Origin of the sequence: Mesorhizobium sp. M1142, from assembly GCF_040318565.1 — a bacterium.
Lineage (GTDB): Bacteria > Pseudomonadota > Alphaproteobacteria > Rhizobiales > Rhizobiaceae > Mesorhizobium.
Genome location: NZ_JAMYMK010000012.1, coordinates 105330 through 129961 on the forward strand (window position 1 = coordinate 105330; position 24632 = coordinate 129961).

Consider the following 24632-nt stretch of genomic DNA (forward strand, 5'->3'; position numbering starts at 1 on the left):
CTATGCCTTTAACGATGCGGATCGCGGCAAATCATGTCAATCAAGAAAATAATATCATGACAATATTTCGAACTCCGCACAATTCCCCGCCATTTGTTGCCTAGATGGCAAGCAGGAGATGCTCCGGATTGCCGAGCAGAAGCTTTGTGACAACGCCGAGACCGGCACGCAGTTCCCCCTCCGTGGTCGAACCCAGCGAAATCCGGACAGCTGGATGCCAAGGCATCTGCGAAATGCGAAACGACGTGCCGGGCGCAATCGCCACGCCCTGCAGGCGCGCCTGGGACACAAAGCTTTCCTCGCCGCGATCCTCGGGCAGCCGCAGCCAGACGTGAAGCCCGTCGCGATGAGCGCGATAATCCACTCCGGCAAGCACCTCGGCGGCGATGTCCAGACGCCGCCGCAAAGCCAGGCGCTGCCATCGAACGAGTTCCATCGCGGTGCCGTCGGTCACCCATTTGCTGGCGATCTCGGCCACCATCGGAGTCGCCATCCAGTTCGAGACCAGGTGGCGGTTGGCAACCGCGGCGACATAACGATCGGGTGCCGCGAGATAGCCGATGCGCAGGCCGGGCACCACGATCTTGGTGAAGGAGGTGACATAGAGCGTGCGCTCGGGGGCAAACGCCGCGACCGGCGGCGGCCGGTCCTCGACCAGCGGGCCGAGCACATCGTTCTCGATGATGGCGATGTCGTGCCTGCGCGCCACCGCCGCGATCTGCTCGCGCCGGGCGGCATCCATCAGCGTTGCCGTCGGGTTGATCACCGAGGGCTGCACGAACACGGCGCGGATGTCGGACAGCCGGCAGGCCTCGTCGAGCGCTTCCGGGATCAGCCCATTGTCGTCGATCGGCAGACCCTCGAGATTGAAGCCGAGATAGCGCGCCAGCGGGATCAGCGTGTGATGGCCGATCGCTTCGGTGGCAACGGTCGAACCGGGCGGCGCCACGCTCATCAGCGCTACCGTCATCCCGGCCGTGGCGCCGTTGGTCAGGCTGATGTTCTGCGGCGACGCGTCGAGGCCGCAGAGCCGCAGCCACTCGACGCCCACCGCGCGGTGGCGCGGGAACACCATGTTCGGCCTGAACGACAGCGCCGAGCTCGACGGCAGGTTTTCGGCGAGCCAGCCCAGTGCCTGCCTCAGCCGCTCCAGATGCATCGGTTCGCAGACCGGCTTCAGGATGGAGAGGTCGATGACCTCGCCCAGCCGCTCCGGCAGATAGGGCGGCTCCGGCTCGCGGCGCTGCGTCTGCACGAAGCTGCCGCGGCCGACCTCGCCGGAAACCAGCCCGCGGCGGATCAATTCCTCGTAGGCGCGGCTGACCGTCTGCACGGAAAGTTTCAGATCGTCGGCCAGTTGCCGGTGCGTCGGCAGGCGCGCCCCAGTGGCCAGACGCCCGTCATGGATGGCCCGCGCGAACTGGTCGGCGAGCGATTGATACGCCGGCCGCCGGATAAGAGCGGGATCTGGTCGCCAAAATGTCATGACTTATTAGAGATCGAAATCAGTGCAATTGACAATCGAAATAATGCGCCGTCATGGTGTCGGGCACTGGAAGTGGGTGATCATGGCTGCAGCGAAACTCGATCCGATCGATCTCAAGATCCTCGACGCCATCCAGCGCGACGGGCGCATCACCAAGCTGGCGCTGGCCGAGAAAGTCGGCCTGTCGCCGACGCCGTGCTGGATGCGGCTGCGCAAACTGGAAAAGGCCGGCATCGTCTCGGGCTACCATGCCAGGATCGCCGTGCGCGCCATCTCGCCGGTCGCTACCGTGCTGATGGAGGTGACGCTGGCTAGCCACCGCCAGGCCGATTTCGACCGTTTCGAGCGCGTCATCCGCGACATCCCCGAGATCGTCGCCTGCTGGTCTGTCGGCGGCGGCGTCGATTACCTGCTGAAGGTGATGGCGCGCGACATCGACGCCTATCAGCGGCTGGTCGACACTCTGCTCGAACGCGAGATCGGCATCGACCGCTATTTCACCTACATCGTCACCAAGACGGTGAAGGAGGAGAGTGTGCTGCCAGTGGCGGATCTGTTGCCGGCATCTTCCTGATGCCGGAGAGATCGTCTGGCTGGGCAGGGCAATAGAGACAATCTCTCTACGTGCAGGCACGCAAACAGCCTCTCTGTTTGCGCGGCAGAGATAGTCTTCCGGCATTACCCGAACCGGGAGCCCGATGATGTCCGCACATTTTGCCCGCTCGCACCGCCATGAAGCACTTGATCGCCTCGCCGACCGACGGCTGCTGCGCGAACTCGCCTATGTCGCTGGCCACTGGACGGCGAGCGAGACCGCGGAGAGTTTCGAGGTGACCGATCCGGCCACCGGATCGACCGTCGCTTTTGTTGCCGCGCTCGATCCCCGGCAGACGACATTGGCGATCGATGCGGCATCGCGCGCCTTTCCTGCTTGGCGCGCATTGCTGCCGCAGGAAAGGTCGAAAATCTTGCGAAAATGGTTCGATCTGATCGTCGCCGCCAAGAATGACCTGGCTCTGCTGATGACGCTCGAACAAGGCAAGCCGCTGAAGGAATCGCTCGGCGAGATCGACTATGCCGCCTCTTTTGTCGAATGGTATGCCGAGGAGGCCAAACGCCTCAACGCCGAAAGCGTCACCAGCCATCTGCCTGATACCGAGATGATGGTGCGGCGCGAGCCGCTCGGCGTCGTCGGCGTCGTCACGCCGTGGAATTTTCCAGCGGCCATGCTGACCCGCAAGGCGGCTGCCGCCCTTGCCGCCGGTTGCACCATCGTCGCGCATCCTTCCTCGGAAACGCCGCTGTCGGCACTTGCGCTGGCCGAGCTTGGCGAACGCGCCGGCCTGCCGGCCGGCGTGTTCAACGTCCTCACCGGCAGGGCTTCGACTATCGTTGGGCGGATGTGCGAAGACCCGCGCGTTCGCGCCATGAGCTTCACCGGCTCGACCGAGATCGGCAGGCTGATCGCCGCACAGAGTGCGCCGACGATGAAGCGTCTGGTGATGGAACTCGGCGGTCATGCGCCGCTGATCGTCTTCGCCGACGCCGATCTCGACAAGGCTGTCGCCATTGCGGTCGACGCCAAATTCGCGACCTCCGGCCAGGACTGCCTCGCCGCCAACCGCATCTATGTCCAGCGTCCGCTCTACGATCGGTTCTGCGCTGCCTTCGCCAAACGCGTCGAGGCATTGCGGACCGGCAATGGCCTGGCTGACGACACCGAAATCGGACCCTTGATGCACGAACGCGCCGTCAAGAAGGTCGAGGAGCAGGTGGCCGATGCGCTCGCCAAAGGCGCGCGCTGCCTGACCGGCGGCAAGCGCCATTCCGCCGGGCCGCTGTTCTACCAGCCGACCCTGCTTGCCGACGTGGGAGACGACGCTTTGATCATGCGCGAGGAGACCTTCGGTCCGGTTGCGGCCGTGACGCCCTTCGACAGCGAAGAGGAAGTCGTCGCCCGCGCCAACGCCACCGAATACGGCCTCGTCGCTTATGTCGTCACCGAAAACGGCGGTAGGCAATTGCGCATTGGCCGCGCGCTCGACTATGGCATGGTCGCCATCAACCGCGTCAAGATCACCGGCGCGCCGATCCCTTTCGGCGGCGTCAAGCAGTCCGGCATCGGCCGCGAGGGCTCGCGTCACGGGCTCGAAGCCTTTACCGATCTCAAATATCTCTGCCTCGACGTGGCGTGAGCCGCGCCCGACACTTTCCCTCAGGAGTAGAAAAATGCTCGACCAGTCAAACGAACTCGCCGCCTGGGACCGCGATCACTTCTTCCATCCCTCGACCCATATGGGCACCCACGCGCGTGGCGAGAGCCCGACCCGTGTGATCGCCGGCGGCGAAGGCGTCACCATCTGGGACAACAACGGGCGCAAGAGCATCGATGCCTTCGCCGGACTCTACTGCGTCAATGTCGGTTATGGCCGCCAGAAGATCGCCGACGCCATCGCCGCGCAGGCCAAGAATCTCGCTTATTACCATGCCTATGTCGGGCACGGCACCGAGGCGTCGATCACGCTCTCCAAGATGATCATCGACCGAGCGCCGCAAGGCATGTCGAGGGTCTATTTCGGGCTCTCCGGTTCAGACGCCAATGAAACCAACATCAAGCTGATCTGGTACTACAACAACGTGCTCGGCCGGTCCGAGAAGAAGAAGATCATCTCGCGCTGGCGCGGTTATCACGGCTCCGGCATCATGACCGGATCGCTGACCGGCCTCGACCTGTTCCATAACGCCTTCGACCTGCCGCGTGCGCCGGTCATGCACACCGAGGCGCCCTACTATTTCCGCCGCGCCGACCGCTCGCTGAGTGAAGAGCAGTTTTCGCAATACTGCGCCGACAAGCTCGAGGAGATGATCCTCGCCGAAGGGCCGGAAACGGTCGCCGCCTTCATCGGCGAGCCGATCCTCGGCACCGGCGGCATCGTGCCGCCGCCGGCCGGCTATTGGGAAAAAATCCAGGCGGTGCTGAAGAAATACGACGTGCTGCTGGTCGCCGACGAGGTCGTCACCGGCTTTGGCCGGCTTGGCACCATGTTCGGCTCCGACCACTACGGCATCAAGCCCGACCTGATCACCATCGCCAAGGGCCTGACCTCGGCCTATGCGCCGCTCTCCGGCGTCATCGTCTCCGACAAGGTGTGGCAGGTGCTCGTCCAAGGCTCCGACAAGCTCGGCTCGCTCGGCCATGGCTGGACCTATTCGGCGCATCCGATCTGCGTGGCCGCCGGCGTCGCCAACCTGGAACTGATCGACGAGATGGACCTGGTGCGGAACGCCGGCGAGACCGGCGCCTATTTCCGCGCCGAGCTGACGAAAGCCGTCGGCGGCCACAAAAACGTTGGCGAGGTGCGCGGCGACGGCATGCTGGCGGCAATCGAGTTCGTCGCCGACCGGGACGACCGCGTGTTCTTCGACGCCTCGCAAAAGATCGGACCGCAGGTCGCGACCACCCTTGCGGCAAGCGGCGTCATCGGCCGCGCCATGCCGCAGGGCGACATTCTCGGTTTCGCGCCGCCGCTCTGCCTGACACGGCAAGAGGCCGACATCGTCGTCTCCAAGACGGCCGACGCGGTGAAGAGCGTGTTTGCCAGCATCTGAAGAACCGACATGAATGCCATGACCAAAACCCTCCCCACCACCATGGCCGCCGTGCAGCTGATCGGGCACGGCGGGCCGGAAAAGCTCGTCTACCGCACCGACGTCAAAGTGCCCTCGCCCGCTCCGGGCGAGGTGCTGGTCAAGGTCACCGCTTGCGGCATGAACAACACCGATGTCTGGGTGCGCCAGGGCGCCTATGGCACTGAGGAGGATGCAGCCGCCGTCTCGACATGGCGGCGGCAAGGCAACACACTGACCTTCCCGCGCATCCAGGGCACCGACACGGTCGGCAACATCGTTGCCGTCGGCGACGGCGTGTCGCCGGCCCGCATCGGCGAGCGGGTGATGGTCGATTTCTCCATCTACAATCGCGACGACGATTCACTCGCCGACATCGACTATATGGGCCACGGCCGCGACGGCGGCTATGCCGAGTACCAGACAGTGCCGGCCGAGAACGCCCATGTCGTCAGCACCGATCTGAGCGACGTCGAACTTGCCACTTTCTGCTGCGCCTATCTCACCGGCGAGCAGATGCTGGAACGCGCCGCATTGAAAGCCGGCGAGCGCGTGCTGGTCACCGGCGCCTCGGGCGGCGTCGGCTCAGGCATCGTGCAGCTGGCGCGGGCACGCGGCGCCATTCCCTATGCGGTTGCCGGCAAGGGCAAGGAACAGGCCGTGCGTGACATCGGCGCCGAGGCGGTGATCACCCGCGGCGTTGCCGATCTGCCGGCCGCCGTCAACGAGGCGACCGGCGGCCGGCCGATCGACGTGGTGGCCGACCTCGTCGGCGGCGCGATCTTCAACGACCTGCTGCGCATCCTCAGGCCCGAAGGCCGCTACACGACGGCGGGCGCGATTGCCGGCCCGGTCGTGCAGCTCGATCTGCGCACCATGTATCTGAAACAGCTCCAACTGCATGGCTCGAGCCAGGGCACACGGGCGGATTTCCGCCGCATCGTGCGCTACATCGAGGAGAAGAAGATCCGGCCGCTGGTCGGCGGCGTCTACAAGCTCTCCGATTTCCATCGCGCCCAGGCCGATTTCATCGCCAAGGATTTCGTCGGCAAGCTGGTGGTCGTACCGGATGCCATCGGCCGCTGAATAGCCTGATCAGCTTTGTGGTCGCACCTGCTTGGCGGCGGCCTCGAGCGACCGTTCAAACGCGTCGATCACCTGGTCGACCTGCGGCTCGGTGATGATCAGCGGCGGGCAGAAAGCCAGCGCATCGCCCATATTGCGCGAGATGACGCCGTTCTGCTGCATGAAGCCGTTGACGAGCCCGCCCAGTTCACCGGTCTTCCCCCACGGCGCCTTGTTCGCCTTGTCGCCGACCAGTTCGACCGCCGCGATCAGGCCGATGCCACGCACCTCGCCGACAAGCGGGTGCGAAGCGAGCGTGCGCAGCCGCTTCTGCATATGCGCGCCGACCGCACGCGCATTGCCGACAAGGTCGCGCTCCTCGATCAGCTTCAGGTTCTCGAGCGCGACCGCTGCCGCAACAGGATGGCCGCCGCCGGTGAAGCCGTGGTCGAAGGTGCCGATACGATTGCTTTCGTCGGCAATCGGCTCGAACACCTTGTCGTTGATCAGCAGGGCTGAGATCGGCAGATAGGACGAAGAGATCTGCTTCGACAGCACCATGATGTCGGGCCTGATGCCGAAGGTCTGCGAGCCGAACATCTCACCTGTTCTGCCGAAGCCGCAGATCACCTCGTCGGCGACCAGCAGGATGTCGTATCTCGACAGCACCGCCTGTATCTTCTCCCAGTAGCCGGAAGGCGGAACGATGACGCCGCCGGCGCCCATGATCGGTTCGCCGAAAAAGGCGGCGATGGTTTCCGGTCCTTCGGCGAGGATCAGCGTTTCCAGCTCGTCGGCAAGCCGCGTCGAAAACAGCTCTTCGCTTTCACCCGGCAGCGCCTCGCGCCAATGGTGCGGCGTCGAGGTATGCAGCACATTGGCAATCGGCAGGTCAAAGGAGGTGTGGTTGTTGGGCAGTCCGGTCAGGCTTGCCGAGGCGATGGTGACGCCGTGATAGCCCTTCTTGCGGCTGATGATCTTCTTGCGCGCCGCCTGGCCGAGCGCATTCGACCGGGACCAGATCATCTTCATGGCCGTATCGTTGGCCTCGGAACCGGAATTGGTGAAATACGCCTTGCTCATCGGCACCGGCGCCATCTGCACCAGTCTCTCGGCGAGATCGATCAGCGGCGAATGCGATTTGGAGCCGAAATCGTGATAGTAAGGCAGCTTCGACATTTGCCGTACTGCCGCATCGACCAGCCGCTTCTCCGAAAAACCGACCGCGACGCTCCAGAGCCCCGCCATCGCCTCGATATAGCGGTTGCCGGCAAGGTCCTCGACATAGATGCCGTCGCCCTTCTCGATGACGAGCGGCCCCGACTCCTGATGCTTGCGCGCATTCGTATAGCCATGCATGTGAAAGCTTATGTCGCGGGCTTCGGGTGAATTCGGTCGTGCGTCCATGACGGCTCCTGTGCTGCACGCGGAACAGTCCTGCCCCCGGTCCGGCTCGGCAGGTCCCCGTGCGTTATGCCGTTTGATGCATCTTTCTCGAACGGTATAGTGTCAAGCGCTTTCGACAGGGCCAGCGGATGGGTGGACGCATGCAGAACTTCGGCTTGACCTAACCGTGGACCATGTCGACTGCATTGTCGCCGGCGCCGGTGTTGTAGGCCTGGCGATCGCGCGAGAGATGGCGCAGCGCGGCATCGATACGCTGGTCCTGGAAGCCGAGAACGCTATCGGCACCGGGACAAGTTCGCGCAACTCCGAGGTCATCCATGCCGGCCTCCACTATCCGGTTGGATCGCTGAAAGCCCTGTTCTGCGTGGCCGGCCGGGAAAGACTCTATCGCTATTGCGAGGAGCGGGCGATCCCGCACGCGCGCTGCGGCAAGCTCATCGTTGCCACAAATGCCGAACAGGAGCCGGTGCTCGCCTCAATCCGGGCCAATGCACGCGCTTGCGGCGCCGGCGACCTGGTGCCGTTGCGCGAAGCCGAGGCGCATGCGCTGGAGCCCAGCCTTAGGTGTACGGCAGCGTTGCTGTCGCCGGCCACCGGGATCATCGACAGCCATGCCCTGATGCTCGCCTTGCTGGCTGATGCCGAAGCGCACGGGGGGGCACTTAGTCTCAACACGCGCATCGCCTCCGGCCGCATCGAAGCGGGCCGCGTCGTGCTCGAGACGGTGGACGCTGCAGGCGGCGAGCGCTTCGAAATCACCACTCCGCGTTTCGTCAATGCCGCCGGGCTTGGCGCGGCAGCACTTGCAGGTTCGCTAGAAGGGCTCAATCAGCAATTCGTGCCAAAGCTCCATTATGCCAAGGGCAATTATTTTTCGGTGATCGGCCGGGCACCGTTCTCGCGATTGGTCTATCCGGTGCCCGAACCCGGCGGGCTCGGTGTTCATCTGACGGTCGATCTCGACGGCGTCACCCGCTTCGGGCCGGACGTCGAATGGATCGATCAACTCGACTATCGCGTCGACCCGGCTCGTGGCGAGCGCTTCTACAGCGAGATCCGCAAATACTGGCCGGACCTGGCCGATGACAGCCTGCAGCCCGCTTACAGCGGCATCCGGCCAAAACTGTCCGGTCCCGGTGAGGCCAATGCCGACTTCTTCATCCAGGACGTGGCGGTGCACGGCGTGGATAGCCTGGTCAACCTGTTCGGCATCGAAAGCCCCGGCCTGACCTCCTGCCTGGCGATTGCCGACCATGTCGCGCAGTGCCTCGCGCCGAACTTGTAGCGTGCGGCGCCCGCGCAACGATCTGCACTGTATCAAGGCGCATTGCGTGAACTTTCAGGCGCAAGTCGCCTATGAGGCACATCGCGCACTTGCAGCCCGCTCCGCGCTCTGATTCCCTGCATTCTGGGCTGTCCTGATTCGCACTGCCCGGTTCAAAGTTTTCGCAGTGCGCCCGGAACAAGCTTCCAGCGACCACTCGGCGTATCCAGGGAGAACGGCAATGAACACCGCGACGAGGCCGGTAATCTCGGAGATGAGGCCCAAGATCACCGTCGTCGGGGTCGGCGGCGGCGGCGGCAACGCCGTCAACAACATGATCGCCGAAGGCCTGCAGGGCGCGGAGTTCATCGTCGCCAACACCGATGCCCAGGCCCTTGCCATGTCGAAGGCAACGAGGCTGATCCAGTTGGGCGCTCATATCACCGAAGGTCTCGGCGCCGGGTCCCTGCCCGAGGTCGGCCGTGCCGCGGCCGTGGAATCCATCGACGAGATCATGGATCACCTTGCTGGAACGCATATGTGCTTCGTGACCGCCGGCATGGGAGGCGGAACCGGCACCGGTGCCGCGCCTGTCATAGCGCAGGCAGCACGGGCAGCCGGAATACTGACCGTCGCCGTCGTTACCAAGCCATTTGTCTTCGAAGGCAGGCGCCGCATGTACGCTGCCGACGAGGGCATCGAGCGCCTGCGCGAAAGCGCCGATACCGTCATCGTCATCCCCAACCAGAACCTGTTCAGGATCGCCGACGCCAGAACCACGTTCGCCGACGCCTTCGCCATGGCCGACCGGGTTCTTTATGCGGGTGTCGGCTGCATCACCGATCTGATCGTCAAGGAAGGCCTGATCAATCTCGACTTCGCCGATGTAAAGTCGGTGATGCGCGACATGGGCCGCGCCATGATGGGAACCGGAGAAGCCGCAGGAGAAGGCCGCGCCAAGAAGGCGGCGGAAGCGGCAATCGCCAACCCGCTGCTCGACGAAGCTTCGATGATGGGCGCCAAGGGCGTCCTTGTCTCGATATCGGGCGGCATGGACATGACGCTGTTCGAGGTCGACGAAGCCGCTACCCGCATCCGCGAGGAGGTCGACAACGATGCCGACATCATCGTCGGCGCCATCTTCGACAAGGCACTCGCCGGAAAATTCAGGGTATCGGTCGTAGCGACCGGCTTGCGGCGTGGCCTGGAGATTCCGCTGCTGGCCGAACCGGAAGTTCGCATGAACTGAACGCGTATCGCGTGCAACTCGCTCAGCCGACTGCCAGCCTCGCGTCACCAGGGCCGCGCGCCGTCGATGACTTCCTATCAGCCGACGGTTGCTCGCGAGCTGTATCCGATACTCAGGCCGCCCGAACGCTGCGCGCTCCACGCGCCCAGGCCGGCAGCCAATTGCCATGCGCAACCAGCAAATCATCGACCAGCGACCATATCTGGTCGAGGTCGAGCTCGGCCGCCGTGTGCGGGTCCATCATCGCCGCGTGATAGATGTGCTCGCGATTCTCGGTCATCAGCGCCTGGACCGTCAGCTCCTGGACGTTGATATTGGTGCGGATCAGCGCGGTGAGCTGCACCGGTAGGTCGCCGATGAGGGTGGGTTGAATGCCGGAGGCGTCGACGAGGCATGGCACCTCGGCCGCGCAATTATATGGCAATGACGTGATGCAGCCGTTGTTGCGGACGTTGCCGTAGATCACCGACGGCTCGCCGGTCCAGACCGAGTTCATGATCGAGGACGCATATTCCTTCGACTGCTCCACTTCGATCTTGTCAGCCGAGCGATAGGCTTCCGCTTGCCCCTTCCAGCGTTCGATCTGCTCGATGCAGCGCTTCGGGTATTCGTCGAGCGGGATACCGAATTTCTCGATCAGGTCGTCGCGCCCGTCCTTGATGAAATAGGGCGTGTATTCCGCGAAATGTTCGGAGCTCTCGGTGACGAAGTAACCGAGGCGCTTCAGCATCTCGTAGCGCACTCTGTTCGGGCAGCGCGGATTCCATCCCGGCTTCGGCGCCCGCCCTTCGCTGTAGGCGCGCAGCAGATCCGGGTAGAGGTTGCGATAGGAGCCATCCAGCTGGCGGTGCTCGAACTTCAGGTAGAAGGCCATGTGATTGATGCCGGCCGAGCGGTAGCGAATCTCCTCGTAGGGAATGTCGAGGTCATGCGCCAGTTCCATCGCCGTGCCTTGCACCGAATGGCAGAGGCCCACCTGCTTGATGTCAGGGTATTTCTCAGCGATCGCCCAGGTGTTGATCGCCATCGGGTTGACATATTGCAGCATGATCGCCTGCGGGCAGACTGCAAGCATGTCCTCGCAGATCTTCCAGAGATGCGGCACGGTTCTCAAGCCGCGCATGATGCCGCCGACACCGAGCGTATCGGCGATGGTCTGGCGCAGACCGTATTTCTTCGGAACTTCGAAGTCGGTGACGGTGCAGGGCTCGTAGCCGCCGATCTGGAAGGCGACGACGACGAAATCGGCGCCCGCCAGCGCCTTGCGCTGGTCCGAATAGGTTTCGGCTTTGGCCCTCACGCCGAGCGTCGAGATCAGCTTGCCGACCACGATTGCGCTTTCCTCGAGCCGTTGCGGATTGATGTCCATCAGTGCGATCGTCGCGCCGGATAAGGCCGGACGCTGCAATATGTCGCCGACGATGTTCCTCATGAACACCGTCGAGCCAGCTCCGATGAAAGCGACCTTGGGATTTCTTGCCACAACGACCTCCGGCTTAAGCAATCAGGCTACCTCGAAAGCGGCCTTGACCAGCCGTTCGGTGTAAGCGGTTTTGGGATGGGACAGGACTTCGTCGACCGGCCCCTCTTCGACGATCTTGCCGTGCTGCATGACGATGACGCGGTGGCACAGCGCCCGAACGACCTTGAGGTCGTGCGAGATGAAGATGTAGCTCAGGCCCCGTTCGCGCTGCAGCTTGCGCAGCAATTCGATGATCTGCGCCTGGACGGAGAGATCCAGTGCCGATGTCGGCTCGTCGAGTACGATGAATTCCGGTTCGAGCGCGACGGCGCGGGCAATCGCAATACGCTGGCGCTGGCCGCCGGAAAACTCGTGCGGGAAGCGCGACAGGATATCGCCGGGCATGCCGGCGCTGATCAGCGCCTCGCGCACCCGCTCTATCCGATCGTTCCTGGTGGCGCCGATTCGGTTGACGACCAGCCCTTCCTCGATGATCTGGCCGATCGTCATGCGTGGGTTGAGCGACGAGAACGGATCCTGGAAGACGACCTGCATGCGCGACCGCAACGGCCGCATCTGCGAACGTGAACAGCCATGGATCGGCTGGCCATCGAAATAGATCTCGCCGCTGTCCGTGGTGTTGAGCCTGAGCAACGCCTCGCCGAAGGTGGTCTTGCCCGATCCGGATTCGCCGACGAGACCCAGCGTCTCGTGCCGCCGAAGGGTCAGGCTGAGACTGTCGACGGCGACGAGTTCGCGCAGATCCGGCCTCATGAACGTGCCATGCCGCAGCATGAACGAGACGCGCACATCCTTGGCTTCAAGAATGACGTCGGCGCCTTCCGGCAACGGATTTGCCTGGCCGCGCGGCTCGGAGGCAAGCAGGTGACAGGTGTAGGGATGCTGCGGATCGGCAAACAGCCTCTCCGTCACATTGTGCTCGCGCATCTCCCCATGCTGCATGACGTAGACATAGTCGGAGAACTGCCGCACCACGGTCAGGTCGTGCGTGATCAGGATCACCGCCATGCGCAGTTTCTTCTGCAGGTTTCGGATGAGATTGAGGATCTGCGCCTGAACCGTGACGTCGAGCGCCGTCGTCGGCTCATCGGCGATCAGCACATCGGGATCGTTGGCCAGCGCCATCGCGATCATCACACGCTGGCGCTGGCCTCCGGAAAGCTGGTGCGGGTACTGCTTCAGCCGCGCCTGGGGCTCAGGAATCTGTACCTGCTGCAGCAGCTCGAGCGCTCTTGCTTCGGCCTGCCTGCGGCTCATCTTGCGATGCACCCGTATCGCCTCGACGATCTGGCTGCCGATCGTGTAGATCGGGTTGAGCGAACTCATCGGCTCCTGAAAGATCATCGAGATGCGGTCGCCGCGCAGTTTGCGCCGCGCACGCTCGGAAAATTTCAGGATGTTCGCCCCGTTGTATTCGACAGTCGATTTCGGCGACACGACCGCGCGTTTCGACAACAGTCCCATGACGGTGCGCGCCGTCACCGACTTGCCCGATCCTGATTCGCCGACTATGGCGATCGTCTCGCCGCGATAGAGCTGGAAGGAGATGTCCTTGACGGCTTCGACCATGCCGTGCTCGACCTTGAAATCGACGGCGATGTTGCGGGCATCGATGACCGGTTTTTCCGAACGGCCGTCATGGTCGAGCCGGACAGGAGGTGCGAAGGATTTGACGAGCGCGTGTTGCATCATGTCACGCTCAATACGGATCGACCGCATCGCGCAATCCATCGCCAAGCGCGTTGAACGCGAAGACGGTGATAAGCACGAAGCCGACCGGCGAGAGGATCCAGGGATAGGTGCCGATGACCGAATAGGTCGCGGTGTCCTGCAGCATCAGGCCCCAGGAGATCAGCGGCGGTTTCACCGCGAAGCCGAGAAAACCGAGGAAGGATTCGAGCAGGACGACGCTGGGGATCGCCAATGTGACGGCAACGATGACGTGGCTCATCACGTTTGGGAAAATGTGCTGCATGATGATGCGGCCGTCGGTGGCGCCGACCGCCATCGCCGCACGGACGTAGTCGATCCGCGCCAGCGCCAAGGTCTTGCCGCGCACCTCGCGCGACATCTGCGCCCAGCCGAGAGCCGACATGACGACGATCACGAAGGCCAGGAAGACATTCGTCGGCGCCGTCACCGGAACAAGCGACGTCAGCGCCAGATAAAGCGGCAATTGCGGAAATGCGAGCACCAGTTCGACGAAGCGCTGGACCCAGACATCGAATGTGCCGCCGAAATAGCCCGACACCATGCCGACTGTCGTACCGATCACGGTGACGATGAAGACCACCGTCAATGCGATCATCAACGAGATGCGCGAACCATAGATCGCACGAGCCAGCACATCGCGGCCGAATTTGTCGGTGCCAAGGAAATGCACCGGCTGGCCGTCGGTCGAGCCGAAAAAGTGCCGGTTTGCGGGAAGCAGGCCGAGCAGTCTGTACTCCGCTCCCTTGACGAAGAAGCCGAGCAGCCGCGGATGGTCGTAGTCCGGCCCGACGACGGGTTGGAAGGTAACCGGGTCGAGGTCTTCCGAATCCGCCAGGGCATAGACGCGTGGCTGGAAGACGAAGTTGCCATCCTTGTCATGGAAGCTCATCATCTGCGGCGGGGCAAAGCCGACATCGGTCACCTTGGGATCCATCGGTGCGAAGAAGTCGGCAAACACCGCCAGCAGCACCAGAAACGCGACCAGGATGAGCCCGGCCATGCCGGTCCAGGACCGTTTCAGGCGGCGCCAGACGAGCGCGATGTAGCTCTCATTGCCGCGCGGCTTGATCTTGGCCGGTTCCTCGGCAAGTGGCGGCAGCGAGGGCTCGAAGGCAAGCATCTCAGGACCCTGCATATTGGCGCACACGCGGGTCGAGCATAACGAGCAGCATGTCGGCGATGATGTTGCCAACGATCAGCGTCGCCGACAGCACCATCATGAAGGTCGCCGTGACATAGACGTCGCCGACCGCCATCGAGCCGACGATCGCCGGGCCAACGGTCGGCAGGGCAAAGATGATCGCCGTCTCGATCTCGCCGGTCAGCATATAGGGCAGCACCACGCCCTGATACATAACCAGCGGATGCAGCGCATTGGGCACCGCATGGCGCATGACGACCGCACCGCCGCTGAGGCCCTTGGCGCGAGCGGTCTCGACATATTGCGCGTTCAGCGTGTCGAGCAGATTGCCGCGCATCACCCGCATGTTGTAGGCGAGCCCGCCGAAGGTCGCGATGGCGACCACCGGCCAGACATGCCGGACGAGATCGACGAACTTCGCCCAGGACCACGGCGCCCCGCCAAATTGCGGCGAAAAGAAGCTGCCGATCTCGGAGACGTTAAACTGGAAGACCAGCAGATAGACGATGATCAGCGCCATCAGGAAGCGCGGTACCGTCATTCCGAGGAAGGAAATCGCTGACAGCGTACTGTCGATCCAGCTGTACTGCCTGGTCGCCGCCCAGATGCCGAAGCCGATGCCCAGCACCGATGCCAACAGGTGGCAGACAAGCGCAAGCAGCAGCGTGCGCGGCAGCCGCTCGCCAACCACGTCGGCGACGGGCTTGTTGTAATACAGGCTGTGGCCGAAATCGCCGCGGGTGATGATGCCGCCGATCCAGTTCAGGTATTGGAGCGGAACCGGCTTATCGAGGCCGTGCTCCACGCTGTAAGCCTTCGCCTGAGCATCGGCCTCGGCAAAGGAGGCTCCACCCTGGTTGATGAGCTGCAAGCGGATATAGTCGGCATAGTTACCCGGCGGTGCCTGGCTGATCGCGAAGGTAACCACGCTCAAAATGGCGAGAACCGGTATTGCGCATGCTATGCGCATAAGCAGAAATCGCAGCATCGACCGTTTTGCTCCTCGCTCAGATTCTCAGTTATCCCTCACCGCTGGCTTTGTCCCGGCCGCGCCAGCAGCGCGGCCGGGAATTTTCAAGTCAGGGGAGGAAACTCAGTTCGTCGGACCCTTGTCCCCGGGCTTTCCGGGAAGCTGTTCGGGAAACAGCTCATATTTCTGCTGCTTGTCGGCGGCCACCCAGACCCGCTCGCGGACGATCGAGTCCTCGGCCCAGTTGAACATGAAGATTGGCGTTCCCTGCGGGATATTGGAGAAACGTTTGTTGATGATCAGCGCGCCGGGATATTCGGTGAGCCCGACGGTATAGACGTGTTCCGTCGAGATCTTCTGGAACTGCTTCATCAGGCTGGCCCTCTGGTCATTGTCCTGCGCCGAGACAAACTTGTTGACGATATCGACAAGGTCCTTCTCGAAGGGCATCAGATCTACCTGGCCGTTTTCCGGAGCGCGGTGGTTCCAGCTGGTGCGTGGGCCGACCGGCGCCAGTTGCTCGGTGTTCTGCACGACCGAGGTGAGTTCCGTTTCGTTGCGCCTTATCAGCCAGTCGAAGCGACCGGAGTAATTGGCCTGATCGCGCTGGGTACCGTTCAACCCGTTCAGGACAACGCGAATACCTAACTTCTCCATCTGACCGACGACGCCCTCCGCGAGGCTCTTGTCGGTGGTGTAATCGTTGTTGACGAGCATCACGATCTCGACATTCTTGCCGCCGGCGGTGCCGGCAGGAAAATTGACGAAGCCGTCGCCGTCCGTGTCCTTTAGGCCTGCCTTGGCGAGTTCCGCCTTGGCGCCTTCGAGATCGAAGGGGTAGTAGACCGTCGACTTCCGGTCGTAGAAGCTCGTGCCCGAGGAGAAGCCGCCGGGATAGATGGCAGTGAACGGACCCTTGACCAGCGAGTCGCCGAGCGCCTTGCGGTCGAGCGCCATGGTGACGCCCTTGCGGAAATCCTCGTTGCGGTTCAGCTCGCGTATCGCCTGTCCGCGCTCGTCGGGGTTACCCCAGCCATTGGCTGAGAAATTCATGCGCAGATTATAGCCGATCAGCCGCGGACCGAACGCAAGCCGTGCCGGCGCGTCCTTTTGTGCCGCGCGCTTCAGCGAGGCGACGAAGTTCTCCGGCTGCTCCAGATTGGAGAAGTCTCCCGCCCCCGATACCGCCTGAACGTCGCGGTCGGCCCAGGTCGACAATTTGTAGTGCAACTCGTTGAGATACGGCAGCTGGTTGCCCTTCTCGTCGACCTTCCAATAGTACGGATTGCGACGCATGACGATGATGTCGTCGGGGCGGTATGCCACCGGCACCCAGGCACCCATCACCGGCATGTTCATATATTCCGGCGGGAAGGCGTTCTTGAACTGCTCGTAGGTGTTCTTCGAATATTTCGGATGCTGCGGCTTGAGGATATGCGACGGGCCCGGACAGAAGGTGCCGTAAGCCATGGCGTAAAGGTATTGTTTCGGAAAGGCGTCCTTGAACGTCCACTCGACGGTGTAGTCGTCGATTTTCTTCAGCGTCGTGCCGGCGCCGAAGGTCTCCTGCGTGGCACCGTTCAGCGGCGACACATTAGGGTCGATCACCTCGTCGTCCCAGTAGAACATCACATCGTCGGCGTTGAACGGAACGCCGTCCGACCATTTCGCGCCCTCGACCAGATGCATCGTCAGCGTGTGGCCGTCCTTGGACCAGTCCCAGCTCCTGGCGAGGTTCGGCAGCGGCTCCGTGTCCTTGGCCTCGACCTGGAACAGCGGCGCGGTGCGCGTCAGGCATTCGGAAAGGCCGATGTCGATGCCGCCCCAGCCCTGCGTCTGGCCGGCACCATAGTTCCAGCCCTCCGGCCGGCCGCCGATGACATGACGCATCGTATCACCGTAGACACCGACGCCGTCCGGCATATTGCCGGTCTTGAAGACCAGCGGCTCCTTCGGTAACCGGTCCTTGACCGGCGGCAGCTTGCCTGCCTTGACGTATTTGTCGGTGACCCAATCGGGTTCGTGGTATTCCGGAAGTGCCTTGAACTCCAGGATGGAGTCGCGCGCGACGTACTTGATCTTTCCCTCGGCCGGAAATTGCGCGGGCACCGGCGGCACGGTCGGCTCGGATGCATACGCGTTCAGGGCCGAGGCCGAGACGCTAAGCGCCAGCCCGGCGAGAATGCCAATGTTTCGGAAATTCCTCATCGTCTCTCCTCTCTGTTGTTCAGGAGCGCGTTGACGCCGCTCCATTTCTCCTCGAACGAATGTACTTCCGGGTGCGGTGCCGAAAATTCCTCCCGAAAGCTTGCCGCGATCCGTCCTGGCGAAATTCAGACGGCCTGCTTGAGAGCTGTTTTTTCCGCACGTAGTTCCTCGATCGAACGGACGTCGCGCCGTGCCGCTCCGGCCCATTCACGGGTCTTGATCCTGGATTTGGAAAGCCGCTCCTTCGCGGCCGGCACCGCATCGGCATATTGAGGCAGCCAGCGGGCCTGGGCGACGACCATTTCGTCCACCATCTGCCAAACCTCTTCCGGCGTCGAAACCGCGCCGACCAGCGGATCGTGCAGGACGGCGAGCTTCAGCAGGTCGATATCGCCTGAGATCGCCGCATGAACCGACATGCGCTGGACGTTGATCGAGGAAGTGCAAGTGGCGGCGCAGGCCTCCGGCAGCGTGATGCCTGCAGCCATGTTGATGCCGAAGCGATCGACGAAGCCGGGCGACTCGATGATGGCGTCCTGCGGCAGGTTGGTGACGATGCCGTTGTTCTTGACGTTGAAATGGCCGCGATAAACGCGGTTCGTCTCCAGCGCCTCGAGAATGTGGCTGGCATGCTCGTTGGAGCGCTTGGCGGGGTCTATCGGCCTGGCGGCGGATTCCAGAAATTGCGGGAACTCCGTTTCGAACCAGTTGCGTGTTTCGGTCGAATAACGAAGGTAGCCGCCGGTCTCGCCGTGGATCCAGTCGGACATGTCTATCCAGCGGGTGATTTCGTCCGGCCGCTTGCGATACCAGGGCAGGTATTCGGAAAGATGGCCGTTGCTTTCGGTCGAATAGACGCCGAAGCGCTTCAGGACATCGATGCGCAGCTTTTCCTGCTGCGAATAGACCGGATGCGCCTCGAAGGCGGCAACCAGTTCGTCCTTACCGATCTTGCGGCCGTTGAGACGCAGGTCGATGAACCAGGTCTGATGATTGATGCCGGAGCAGATGTAGTCGAGCTCGGTGCGCGACTTGGCGCCGAGCACTTCGGCGATCTGGTCGGCGCCATGCTGGACGCCGTGGCAAAGGCCGACGGTATCGACCTTGCCATATTCGATCGCCGCCCAGGTGTTCATGGCCATCGGATTGGCGTAGTTTAGGAATTTCGCCCCAGGCTCGGCGACTTCGAGGATATCCTTGCAGAAATCGAGGATTACCGGAATGTTGCGCTGGCCATAGAGGATGCCGCCGGCGCAGATCGTGTCGCCGACGCACTGGTCGATGCCATACTTCAAGGGAATGCGGATGTCGTCCGCATAGGCTTCGAGACCGCCGACGCGAACGCAGCTGATAATGTAGCGGGCACCCTCGAGGGCGGCACGGCGGTCGGTCGTTGCCGTAACCTTGGTCGGCAGCCTGTTGAATTCGACGACCCTGTCGAGGATCGACCTGATCATCTGGAGGTTGCGTTCGCTGAGATCGGTCAGTGCGAATTCGACATCCCTGAATTCAGGAACGCACAAAATGTCGGTGAAGAGCTTCTTGGTGAACCCGACGCTTCCCGCACCGATAATAGCGATCTTGAAACTCATCAGCCTCACCTCGACCTGATCGAACGCTAGGGCAAAGGCGGCGAAAAGAGGCCTGGCCCGCCTGCCACATTATGCAGGCTGGAATCCGGCACTTCCTCCCATCCGCTCGTTGACCGCGGTTTCTTTTGCTTTTCTCGAGGGATTATGCGCCTAATTCGGCACGCGACCAGAGAAGGATTATGCTTTTAGGGGTAATTTTGTGCTGCGGAACTTGATCGACATCGGGCCGGCGGGCAGGACGGTATCGCTGCCGCGCGGGCGCCAGCGCCTACACACCATGCCGACAAGCACCGGCTATGAAGTGCGCGAGAACGAGGTCTACGACTGGGATGGGCGCAAGCGCGGCCAGACGCCGTTTACCGTGCTCCAGCATACGATCAGCGGCACCGGCCGATTGCGCTACGAGAACCGGAACTACCGTCTGCAAAAGGGCGATACGTTGCTGGTTCTCGTGCCGCACAACCACCGTTACTGGCTGGCCAAGGGCGAACGCTGGGAGTTCTTCTGGATATCGATGAACGGCGAGGAGGCACTGCGCATCCACAAGTCGATCCTTGCCGCCGTCGGTCCGGTGCTGCGGCTGCAGCCCTCGACGATCGATCATCTCGCGGATTGCAGCGTACGCCTGATCACGGGCGCGGTCTCGCCGGGAGCCGCCTCGGCCGTCGCCTATGAAGCCGCCATGGCGCTCTACGACGATGTCTTCGGCTCGCATGCCGTCACCGACGACAAGAGCGCCATGCAGCCGGTCATCGACCACGTCAGGGCCAATCTCGACGGGCCGCTCCGCGTTGCCGATCTCGCCGAGATCAGCGGCCTGAGCCGCGCGCATTTCTCGCGCTGCTTCGCCGAGAGCGAGGGACTTCCGCCCGCCGAATTCGTGCTGCAGCAGCGACTGCAGCGCGCGGCGAAGTTGCTGACCAAGGCCGATTTCCTGCCGGTCAAGGAGGTCGCCATCATGTGCGGCTTCGAGGATGCCAATTATTTTTCCAAGGTCTTCCGCCGCCTCTACGGCATCAACCCGACGCAATTCCGCACCAACGGAATGTATGCCAGCCTGGGAACCGCCCGATAGATTGGCCCCGCTTGGCACCAGGTGAGGGAACGCTTTTGCTTCCCCTCGGTTTAGGACAAGAGAGCCCGCTCGCCGCGGCCGCACTCCGCTCTGGCGGAGATCAGGCCACAGATGTCAGGGGAGTGATCGATGAACAACCCCGATCCGAATAACCCGAATCCACTGCCGGACAATCCCAATCCGGAGCCGGCCCGGCCGCCTGCCCCGCCGGAGACTCCGCCGGGAGAACCTCCAGGCGTACCCCCGCCCTCGCCGGATCCAATTCCGACGCCGGACCAGGAGCCACTTGGAGTTCCTCCTGGCACGCCTTCCGAAATTCCTTCGGAGCCGACCTTTCCCGGGCCGACCGCCTGAAGGCGGTCGGAGTGGGGGATGGCAAGGGTGATTTGGCGGAGCGCTCGAAACGGGTCTTGCCATGGAACGTTTTGCGCTGGCGCTCATTCACCCTTCCATCACGCAATTCGGCGGCGGGCCCTGCAACCAACGGAGGTTAAAATGAAAGTTGGCAACTGCATGACAAAGGACGTCGAGATCGCCAGTCCGCAGCAAACCCTGCGCGATGCGGCAGAAATGATGGGTCGCCTCGACGCCGGCGCGATGCCGGTGGGCGAGAACGATCGGCTTGTCGGCATGGTAACCGATCGCGACATCGCAATCCGCGGCGTCGCCCAAGGCAAGACACCTGACGCCAAGGTACGGGAAGTGATGAGCACCGAGGTCAGGTATTGCTTCGAAGACGAAGACGCGGAGGATGTTCTGCGCAACATGGCTGACCTGAAAGTGCGCCGCTTGCCAGTGCTAAACCGTGACAAGCGCCTGGTCGGCATCGTTTCGCTGGGCGACCTCGCCACCAACAGCGAGACCGCGACAGCAGGTGAAGCGCTGAGCGGCATCTCGCAACCCGGCGGCGAGCATTCGCAAACGATACACTGACGGCGCGCCACCGGCCGGCCTTTGCCACGACCGAACCGCCGGCTTGATAGACGCCGGCCTGCCGGCGAAACAGTTCAGAGGCGAATTGGACTCAACCCGACGAGGAGCAAGCCATGATTACTATGAAGGCCGTCCGTATCCACGATTTTGGTGGACCGGAGGTTCTTTCGCTGGACGCGGTTCCGTTGCCTCAGCCCCATGACGACGAGGTCACGCTCAAGGTCTACGCGGCAAGCGTCAATCCCGTCGACTACAAGGTTCGCAAGGGCTCTTCGGGCGCGGATCTGCCCGTCACGCTCGGCCGCGACGTGTCCGGCGTGGTGGAACTGTGCGGCACGCGGGCCCATACGCTGAAGAAGGGCGATCCGCTATATGCCATGCTGGGCAACGACCGCGGCGGCAACGCCGAATATGTCGTCGTCAAGGCAACGGAGGCGGCGGCGAAGCCGCAACGCTTAAGCCACGCCGAAGCCGCCGCGGTGCCACTTGCGGGCCTTACCGCGTGGCAAGGCCTTTTCGATCACGGCGGCCTCAAATCCGGGCAGCGGGTCCTTATCCATGGCGGCGCCGGCGGCGTCGGTCACCTGGCGGTGCAGTTCGCAAAGGCCGCGGGCGCGTTTGTCGCGACGACCGTGTCCGCGCAGGATTTTGATTTCGTCCGCGCGCTTGGCGCCGACCAGGCGGTCGACTACAAGAACCAGCGCTTCGAGGAGGTTGTCGAGGACGTCGACCTCGTCTTCGACTTGGTAGCGGGTGAAACACAGGACCGCTCGTGGGACGTGCTCAAGCCCGACGGGACGCTCGTCTCAACGCTTTCCGAACCGTCGGCGGAGAAGGCCCGCCTGCATCGGGCTCGCGGCGTTTCCTATTTTACCAAGCCTAACGCGGCGCAGCTTGCCGAGATCAGCCGCCTCATCGACGCCGGGAAGGTCAGGCCATTCGTGCAGGCAATCTATCCTCTTGAGGAAGTCGCCAGGGCAGAGGAACAGCTCGAGAAGCAGCACACGCGCGGCAAGATTGTGCTTCAGGTAGCTGCCTGAGCACTCGCCGAACAACAGGCCGCAGGCCAGTTTGCGGAGCGCTCGGACACAGGCCGTTTTCTGCTGTCCAGAAGCCCGGCGGCCGAGAGTTTGACACAGGACGGCCCGCCGGGCCTGGCCGGCTTAGGTAGATGCCGGCTGAAGCAGCATGCGCCGGGTTTGCCGGGATGCGCAAATCAAACAAATCAAGGAGATGCAACGGATTGTGAGGCACGTCGCGACGACACCGTCGCACGGCCGCCGTCAGTGAACTGCGAAGCGAAGGGCACAGCGTTTACCGACAGGCGGGCTAGGTTCCTACCGGCCGCAAGCCGCAAAAAACCGCTTCAAACTGTCGGAAACCGGCGATAGGTTCGAACCATGTCTCAACCCGCCAATCCGATCTCCATTGCCCGTCGCGATCAGATGTTTCCAGCGCTGGCTGAGGCGGACCTGGACCGCATCGGCCGTTTCGGCGAAGCCGTGTCCTATGCCGCAGGCGAACAGATCGTTAAAGCCGGCGAGCTGGCGCCCGGTCTGATCGTGGTCCTGTCCGGCAAGGTGGATATCATCCAGGGGGGCAGCTTCGGCCGGCGCGAAACAATCGTCACGCACGGTGCAGGCAATTTCGTTGGCGAGTTGGCGCAGCTTTCAGCCCGGCCCTCACTGGTGGATGTGGAGGCGATCGAGCCGGTCGAGGCGCTCGTCATCCCCTCGCAAAGGCTGAGGGACCTGATGGTGCAGGAAGCAAACCTCGGCGAGCGCATCATGCGGGCGCTGATCCTGCGCCGTATCGGCCTGCTCGAGAGCGGCACAGCCGGCCCGATCATTGTCGGACCGGTCGACAGCGGCGACGTATTGCGGCTGCAAGGTTTTCTGGCTCGCAGCGGTCAGCCGCATCGCGTTCTCGATTCGGCTGCCGATCCCTGCGCCAGGACCCTGATCGAACGCTTCCATGTCGATATCCACCATTTGCCGATCGTGCTTTGTCCAAACGGCAAGCTGCTGCTCAACCCCGGAGAGAACGAGCTTGCCCGCTGCATCGGCCTGGTGAGGCCGATCGACGCCGGCAAGCTGTACGACGTGGCCATTGTCGGCGCCGGACCGGCCGGCCTCGCTGCGGCCGTCTACGCGGCTTCCGAAGGGTTGTCGACGATCGTGCTCGATTGCCGTGCCTTCGGCGGACAGGCGGGTGCCTCCTCGCGCATCGAGAACTACCTCGGTTTTCCGACCGGCATTTCGGGAATGGCGCTGATGGCGCGCGCTTACAACCAGGCGCAGAAATTCGGCGTCGAGATGGTGATACCGGACGAGGCGAAGCTGCTGGGCAGCGCAAGCGACACGTCCGGTGCCCACTACACGCTCGCCGTCGGCGGCGGGGAGACCGTGCGGGCACGGTCAGTGGTGATCGCCAGCGGAGCGCGCTATCGCCGCCTCGACATGGCAAACCTGGCGCAATTCGAGGGAACCTCCGTGCATTACTGGGCTTCGCCGATCGAAGCGCGGCTTTGCGCCGGGCAAGAGGTAGCCCTGGTCGGCGCCGGCAATTCGGCTGGACAGGCTGCTGTCTATTTGGCGGCGCATGTGAAGAAGGTATGGCTGCTGGCGCGCGGCAGCAGCCTCGATGCGAGCATGTCGCGCTATCTGGTGGAGCGCGTCAGGGCACAGCCGAACATCGAAGTGCTGGCTGAGACGCAGATTGCGGCACTGGAAGGCGACGACGGCAATCTTGGCAAAGTGCGCTGGCGCAACCGCGACACCGAGACAGCACGTCCGATCCGCCACCTCTTCCTGTTCATCGGCGCCGATCCGAACACCGACTGGCTGGCGCAATGCGGCGTGGCGTTGGACGCGAAGGGCTTCGTTCGCACCGGGCCTGACATTGGCCAGGAACGTGGTGCGCTGGAGACGAACCGCGGCGGGGTGTTCGCCATCGGCGACGTGCGCTCCGGCTCGATCAAGCGCGTCGCCGCTGCCGTCGGCGAAGGCGCCCAGGTGGTTGCAGCGCTGCATGCATATCTCGCGCGAAACGGCAGTCTCGCCGTGGCGCAACAACTGGTCAGGAGCGTATGATGGCAGACGAATGCAGGCACGCCGGGAACATTCGCGACGTGACACCGAGCGCGCTCGGCTGCGAGGAATGCCTGAAGAGCGGTTCGCAGTGGGTGCATCTGCGGCTCTGCCGCACATGCGGCCATGTCGGCTGCTGCGACGACTCACCCAACCGTCATGCCACCAAGCATTTTCGGGCAACCGGCCATCCTGTCATCGAAGGCTACGATCCGCCGGAAGGTTGGGGATGGTGCTACATCGACGAAATCTTCCTCGACCTCGGCGACCGCACCACGCCGCAAAACGGTCCGATACCGCGCTTCATTTGAGCTTTTTGCGAGCGGGCCG

19 protein-coding genes are annotated in these 24632 nt (G+C 63.0%); 11 read left to right on the forward strand and 8 right to left on the reverse strand.

All coding sequences use genetic code 11. From position 1 onward, the window contains the following. Positions 1-100: 100 nt before the first annotated feature. Positions 101-1486 (reverse strand): MocR-like ectoine utilization transcription factor EhuR, encoded by a 1386-nt coding sequence (ehuR, locus tag NKH42_RS20350; RefSeq protein WP_352752737.1) that lies wholly within the window; start codon positions 1484-1486, stop codon positions 101-103. An 82-nt stretch (positions 1487-1568) separates the two neighbouring features. Here ehuR and NKH42_RS20355 point away from each other — a divergent pair, with 82 nt between their 5' ends. The 4 genes from NKH42_RS20355 (at position 1569) to NKH42_RS20370 (ending at position 6199) form a co-directional block, all read left to right on the forward strand. Next, a complete protein-coding gene (locus NKH42_RS20355; RefSeq protein WP_254819484.1) occupies positions 1569-2060 on the forward strand; it encodes an Lrp/AsnC family transcriptional regulator in 492 nt (163 codons plus the stop codon). A gap of 127 nt (positions 2061-2187) precedes the next feature. Further along, positions 2188-3681, forward strand: coding sequence for an NAD-dependent succinate-semialdehyde dehydrogenase (locus NKH42_RS20360; RefSeq protein ID WP_352752739.1), 1494 nt, complete (start codon positions 2188-2190; stop codon positions 3679-3681). A gap of 34 nt (positions 3682-3715) precedes the next feature. Continuing rightward, complete coding sequence (locus tag NKH42_RS20365) at positions 3716-5095, forward strand: aspartate aminotransferase family protein (RefSeq protein WP_352689619.1); 1380 nt, start codon at positions 3716-3718, stop codon at positions 5093-5095. A gap of 9 nt (positions 5096-5104) precedes the next feature. Then, a complete protein-coding gene (locus tag NKH42_RS20370; RefSeq protein ID WP_352507185.1) occupies positions 5105-6199 on the forward strand; it encodes an alcohol dehydrogenase family protein in 1095 nt (364 codons plus the stop codon). 9 nt (positions 6200-6208) lie between these two features. On the opposite strand, the gene NKH42_RS20375 is transcribed toward NKH42_RS20370, so the two are convergent. Further along, on the reverse strand, positions 6209-7585 hold the full coding sequence (locus NKH42_RS20375) for an aspartate aminotransferase family protein (protein WP_352974376.1): 1377 nt from the start codon (positions 7583-7585) through the stop codon (positions 6209-6211). 166 nt (positions 7586-7751) lie between these two features. On the opposite strand from NKH42_RS20375, the gene NKH42_RS20380 reads away from it, so the two are divergent. Together NKH42_RS20380 and ftsZ are read left to right on the forward strand one after the other, a co-directional pair. Beyond that, complete coding sequence (locus NKH42_RS20380; RefSeq protein ID WP_352507187.1) at positions 7752-8870, forward strand: NAD(P)/FAD-dependent oxidoreductase; 1119 nt, start codon at positions 7752-7754, stop codon at positions 8868-8870. 220 nt (positions 8871-9090) lie between these two features. Continuing rightward, positions 9091-10098, forward strand: coding sequence for a cell division protein FtsZ (gene ftsZ / locus NKH42_RS20385; protein ID WP_023677189.1), 1008 nt, complete (start codon positions 9091-9093; stop codon positions 10096-10098). 112 nt (positions 10099-10210) lie between these two features. Here ftsZ and NKH42_RS20390 read toward each other — a convergent pair whose 3' ends face one another. The 6 genes from NKH42_RS20390 to NKH42_RS20415 form a co-directional block, all read right to left on the reverse strand. Next, positions 10211-11581 (reverse strand): alpha-glucosidase/alpha-galactosidase, encoded by a 1371-nt coding sequence (locus NKH42_RS20390; protein ID WP_352507188.1) that lies wholly within the window; start codon positions 11579-11581, stop codon positions 10211-10213. Positions 11582-11602: 21 nt separating this feature from the next. Continuing rightward, positions 11603-13270, reverse strand: a complete 1668-nt coding sequence (locus tag NKH42_RS20395; protein WP_352689631.1) for an ABC transporter ATP-binding protein — start codon at positions 13268-13270, stop codon at positions 11603-11605. Between the two features lie 10 nt (positions 13271-13280). Further along, positions 13281-14414 carry an ABC transporter permease gene (locus NKH42_RS20400; RefSeq protein ID WP_352507189.1) on the reverse strand — a complete coding sequence of 378 codons (1134 nt, stop codon included), beginning with the start codon at positions 14412-14414 and terminating at the stop codon, positions 13281-13283. Between the two features lies 1 nt (position 14415). After that, positions 14416-15423 carry an ABC transporter permease gene (locus tag NKH42_RS20405; protein WP_352974378.1) on the reverse strand — a complete coding sequence of 336 codons (1008 nt, stop codon included), beginning with the start codon at positions 15421-15423 and terminating at the stop codon, positions 14416-14418. A gap of 105 nt (positions 15424-15528) precedes the next feature. Next, entirely contained in the window at positions 15529-17613 is a 2085-nt protein-coding gene (locus NKH42_RS20410) for an ABC transporter substrate-binding protein (protein ID WP_352507191.1), read from the reverse strand. A 125-nt stretch (positions 17614-17738) separates the two neighbouring features. After that, complete coding sequence (locus NKH42_RS20415; protein ID WP_352507192.1) at positions 17739-19205, reverse strand: alpha-glucosidase/alpha-galactosidase; 1467 nt, start codon at positions 19203-19205, stop codon at positions 17739-17741. A 277-nt stretch (positions 19206-19482) separates the two neighbouring features. Between NKH42_RS20415 and NKH42_RS20420 the strand changes: the two genes are divergently transcribed. From NKH42_RS20420 to NKH42_RS20440, 5 genes are all read left to right on the forward strand, one after another. Then, positions 19483-20280 carry an AraC family transcriptional regulator gene (locus tag NKH42_RS20420; RefSeq protein WP_352507249.1) on the forward strand — a complete coding sequence of 266 codons (798 nt, stop codon included), beginning with the start codon at positions 19483-19485 and terminating at the stop codon, positions 20278-20280. A 495-nt stretch (positions 20281-20775) separates the two neighbouring features. Beyond that, complete coding sequence (locus NKH42_RS20425; protein WP_352472517.1) at positions 20776-21213, forward strand: CBS domain-containing protein; 438 nt, start codon at positions 20776-20778, stop codon at positions 21211-21213. A gap of 113 nt (positions 21214-21326) precedes the next feature. Further along, entirely contained in the window at positions 21327-22253 is a 927-nt protein-coding gene (locus tag NKH42_RS20430) for an NADP-dependent oxidoreductase (protein WP_352507193.1), read from the forward strand. Between the two features lie 360 nt (positions 22254-22613). Further along, the gene (locus NKH42_RS20435; protein ID WP_352507194.1) at positions 22614-24305 is read left to right on the forward strand and encodes an FAD-dependent oxidoreductase; all 1692 of its coding nucleotides are present in this window, start codon (positions 22614-22616) and stop codon (positions 24303-24305) included. Beyond that, positions 24302-24613 carry a UBP-type zinc finger domain-containing protein gene (locus NKH42_RS20440; protein WP_352507195.1) on the forward strand — a complete coding sequence of 104 codons (312 nt, stop codon included), beginning with the start codon at positions 24302-24304 and terminating at the stop codon, positions 24611-24613. The genes NKH42_RS20435 and NKH42_RS20440 overlap by 4 nt, the downstream gene beginning before the upstream one ends. Positions 24614-24632 lie beyond the last annotated feature (19 nt).

Excerpts from the sequence above, each read along its gene's own strand:
- ehuR (WP_352752737.1), bottom strand. The coding sequence starts at position 1,486 with ATGACATTTTGGCGACCAGATCCCGCTCTTATCCGGCGGCCGGCGTAT.
- NKH42_RS20355 (WP_254819484.1), top strand. The coding sequence starts at position 1,569 with ATGGCTGCAGCGAAACTCGATCCGATCGATCTCAAGATCCTCGACGCC.
- NKH42_RS20360 (WP_352752739.1), top strand. The coding sequence starts at position 2,188 with ATGTCCGCACATTTTGCCCGCTCGCACCGCCATGAAGCACTTGATCGC.
- NKH42_RS20365 (WP_352689619.1), top strand. The coding sequence starts at position 3,716 with ATGCTCGACCAGTCAAACGAACTCGCCGCCTGGGACCGCGATCACTTC.
- NKH42_RS20370 (WP_352507185.1), top strand. The coding sequence starts at position 5,105 with ATGAATGCCATGACCAAAACCCTCCCCACCACCATGGCCGCCGTGCAG.
- NKH42_RS20375 (WP_352974376.1), bottom strand. The coding sequence starts at position 7,585 with ATGGACGCACGACCGAATTCACCCGAAGCCCGCGACATAAGCTTTCAC.
- ftsZ (WP_023677189.1), top strand. The coding sequence starts at position 9,091 with ATGAACACCGCGACGAGGCCGGTAATCTCGGAGATGAGGCCCAAGATC.
- NKH42_RS20395 (WP_352689631.1), bottom strand. The coding sequence starts at position 13,270 with ATGCAACACGCGCTCGTCAAATCCTTCGCACCTCCTGTCCGGCTCGAC.
- NKH42_RS20400 (WP_352507189.1), bottom strand. The coding sequence starts at position 14,414 with ATGCTTGCCTTCGAGCCCTCGCTGCCGCCACTTGCCGAGGAACCGGCC.
- NKH42_RS20405 (WP_352974378.1), bottom strand. The coding sequence starts at position 15,423 with ATGCTGCGATTTCTGCTTATGCGCATAGCATGCGCAATACCGGTTCTC.
- NKH42_RS20410 (WP_352507191.1), bottom strand. The coding sequence starts at position 17,613 with ATGAGGAATTTCCGAAACATTGGCATTCTCGCCGGGCTGGCGCTTAGC.
- NKH42_RS20415 (WP_352507192.1), bottom strand. The coding sequence starts at position 19,205 with ATGAGTTTCAAGATCGCTATTATCGGTGCGGGAAGCGTCGGGTTCACC.
- NKH42_RS20420 (WP_352507249.1), top strand. The coding sequence starts at position 19,483 with ATGCCGACAAGCACCGGCTATGAAGTGCGCGAGAACGAGGTCTACGAC.
- NKH42_RS20425 (WP_352472517.1), top strand. The coding sequence starts at position 20,776 with ATGAAAGTTGGCAACTGCATGACAAAGGACGTCGAGATCGCCAGTCCG.
- NKH42_RS20430 (WP_352507193.1), top strand. The coding sequence starts at position 21,327 with ATGATTACTATGAAGGCCGTCCGTATCCACGATTTTGGTGGACCGGAG.
- NKH42_RS20435 (WP_352507194.1), top strand. The coding sequence starts at position 22,614 with ATGTCTCAACCCGCCAATCCGATCTCCATTGCCCGTCGCGATCAGATG.
- NKH42_RS20440 (WP_352507195.1), top strand. The coding sequence starts at position 24,302 with ATGATGGCAGACGAATGCAGGCACGCCGGGAACATTCGCGACGTGACA.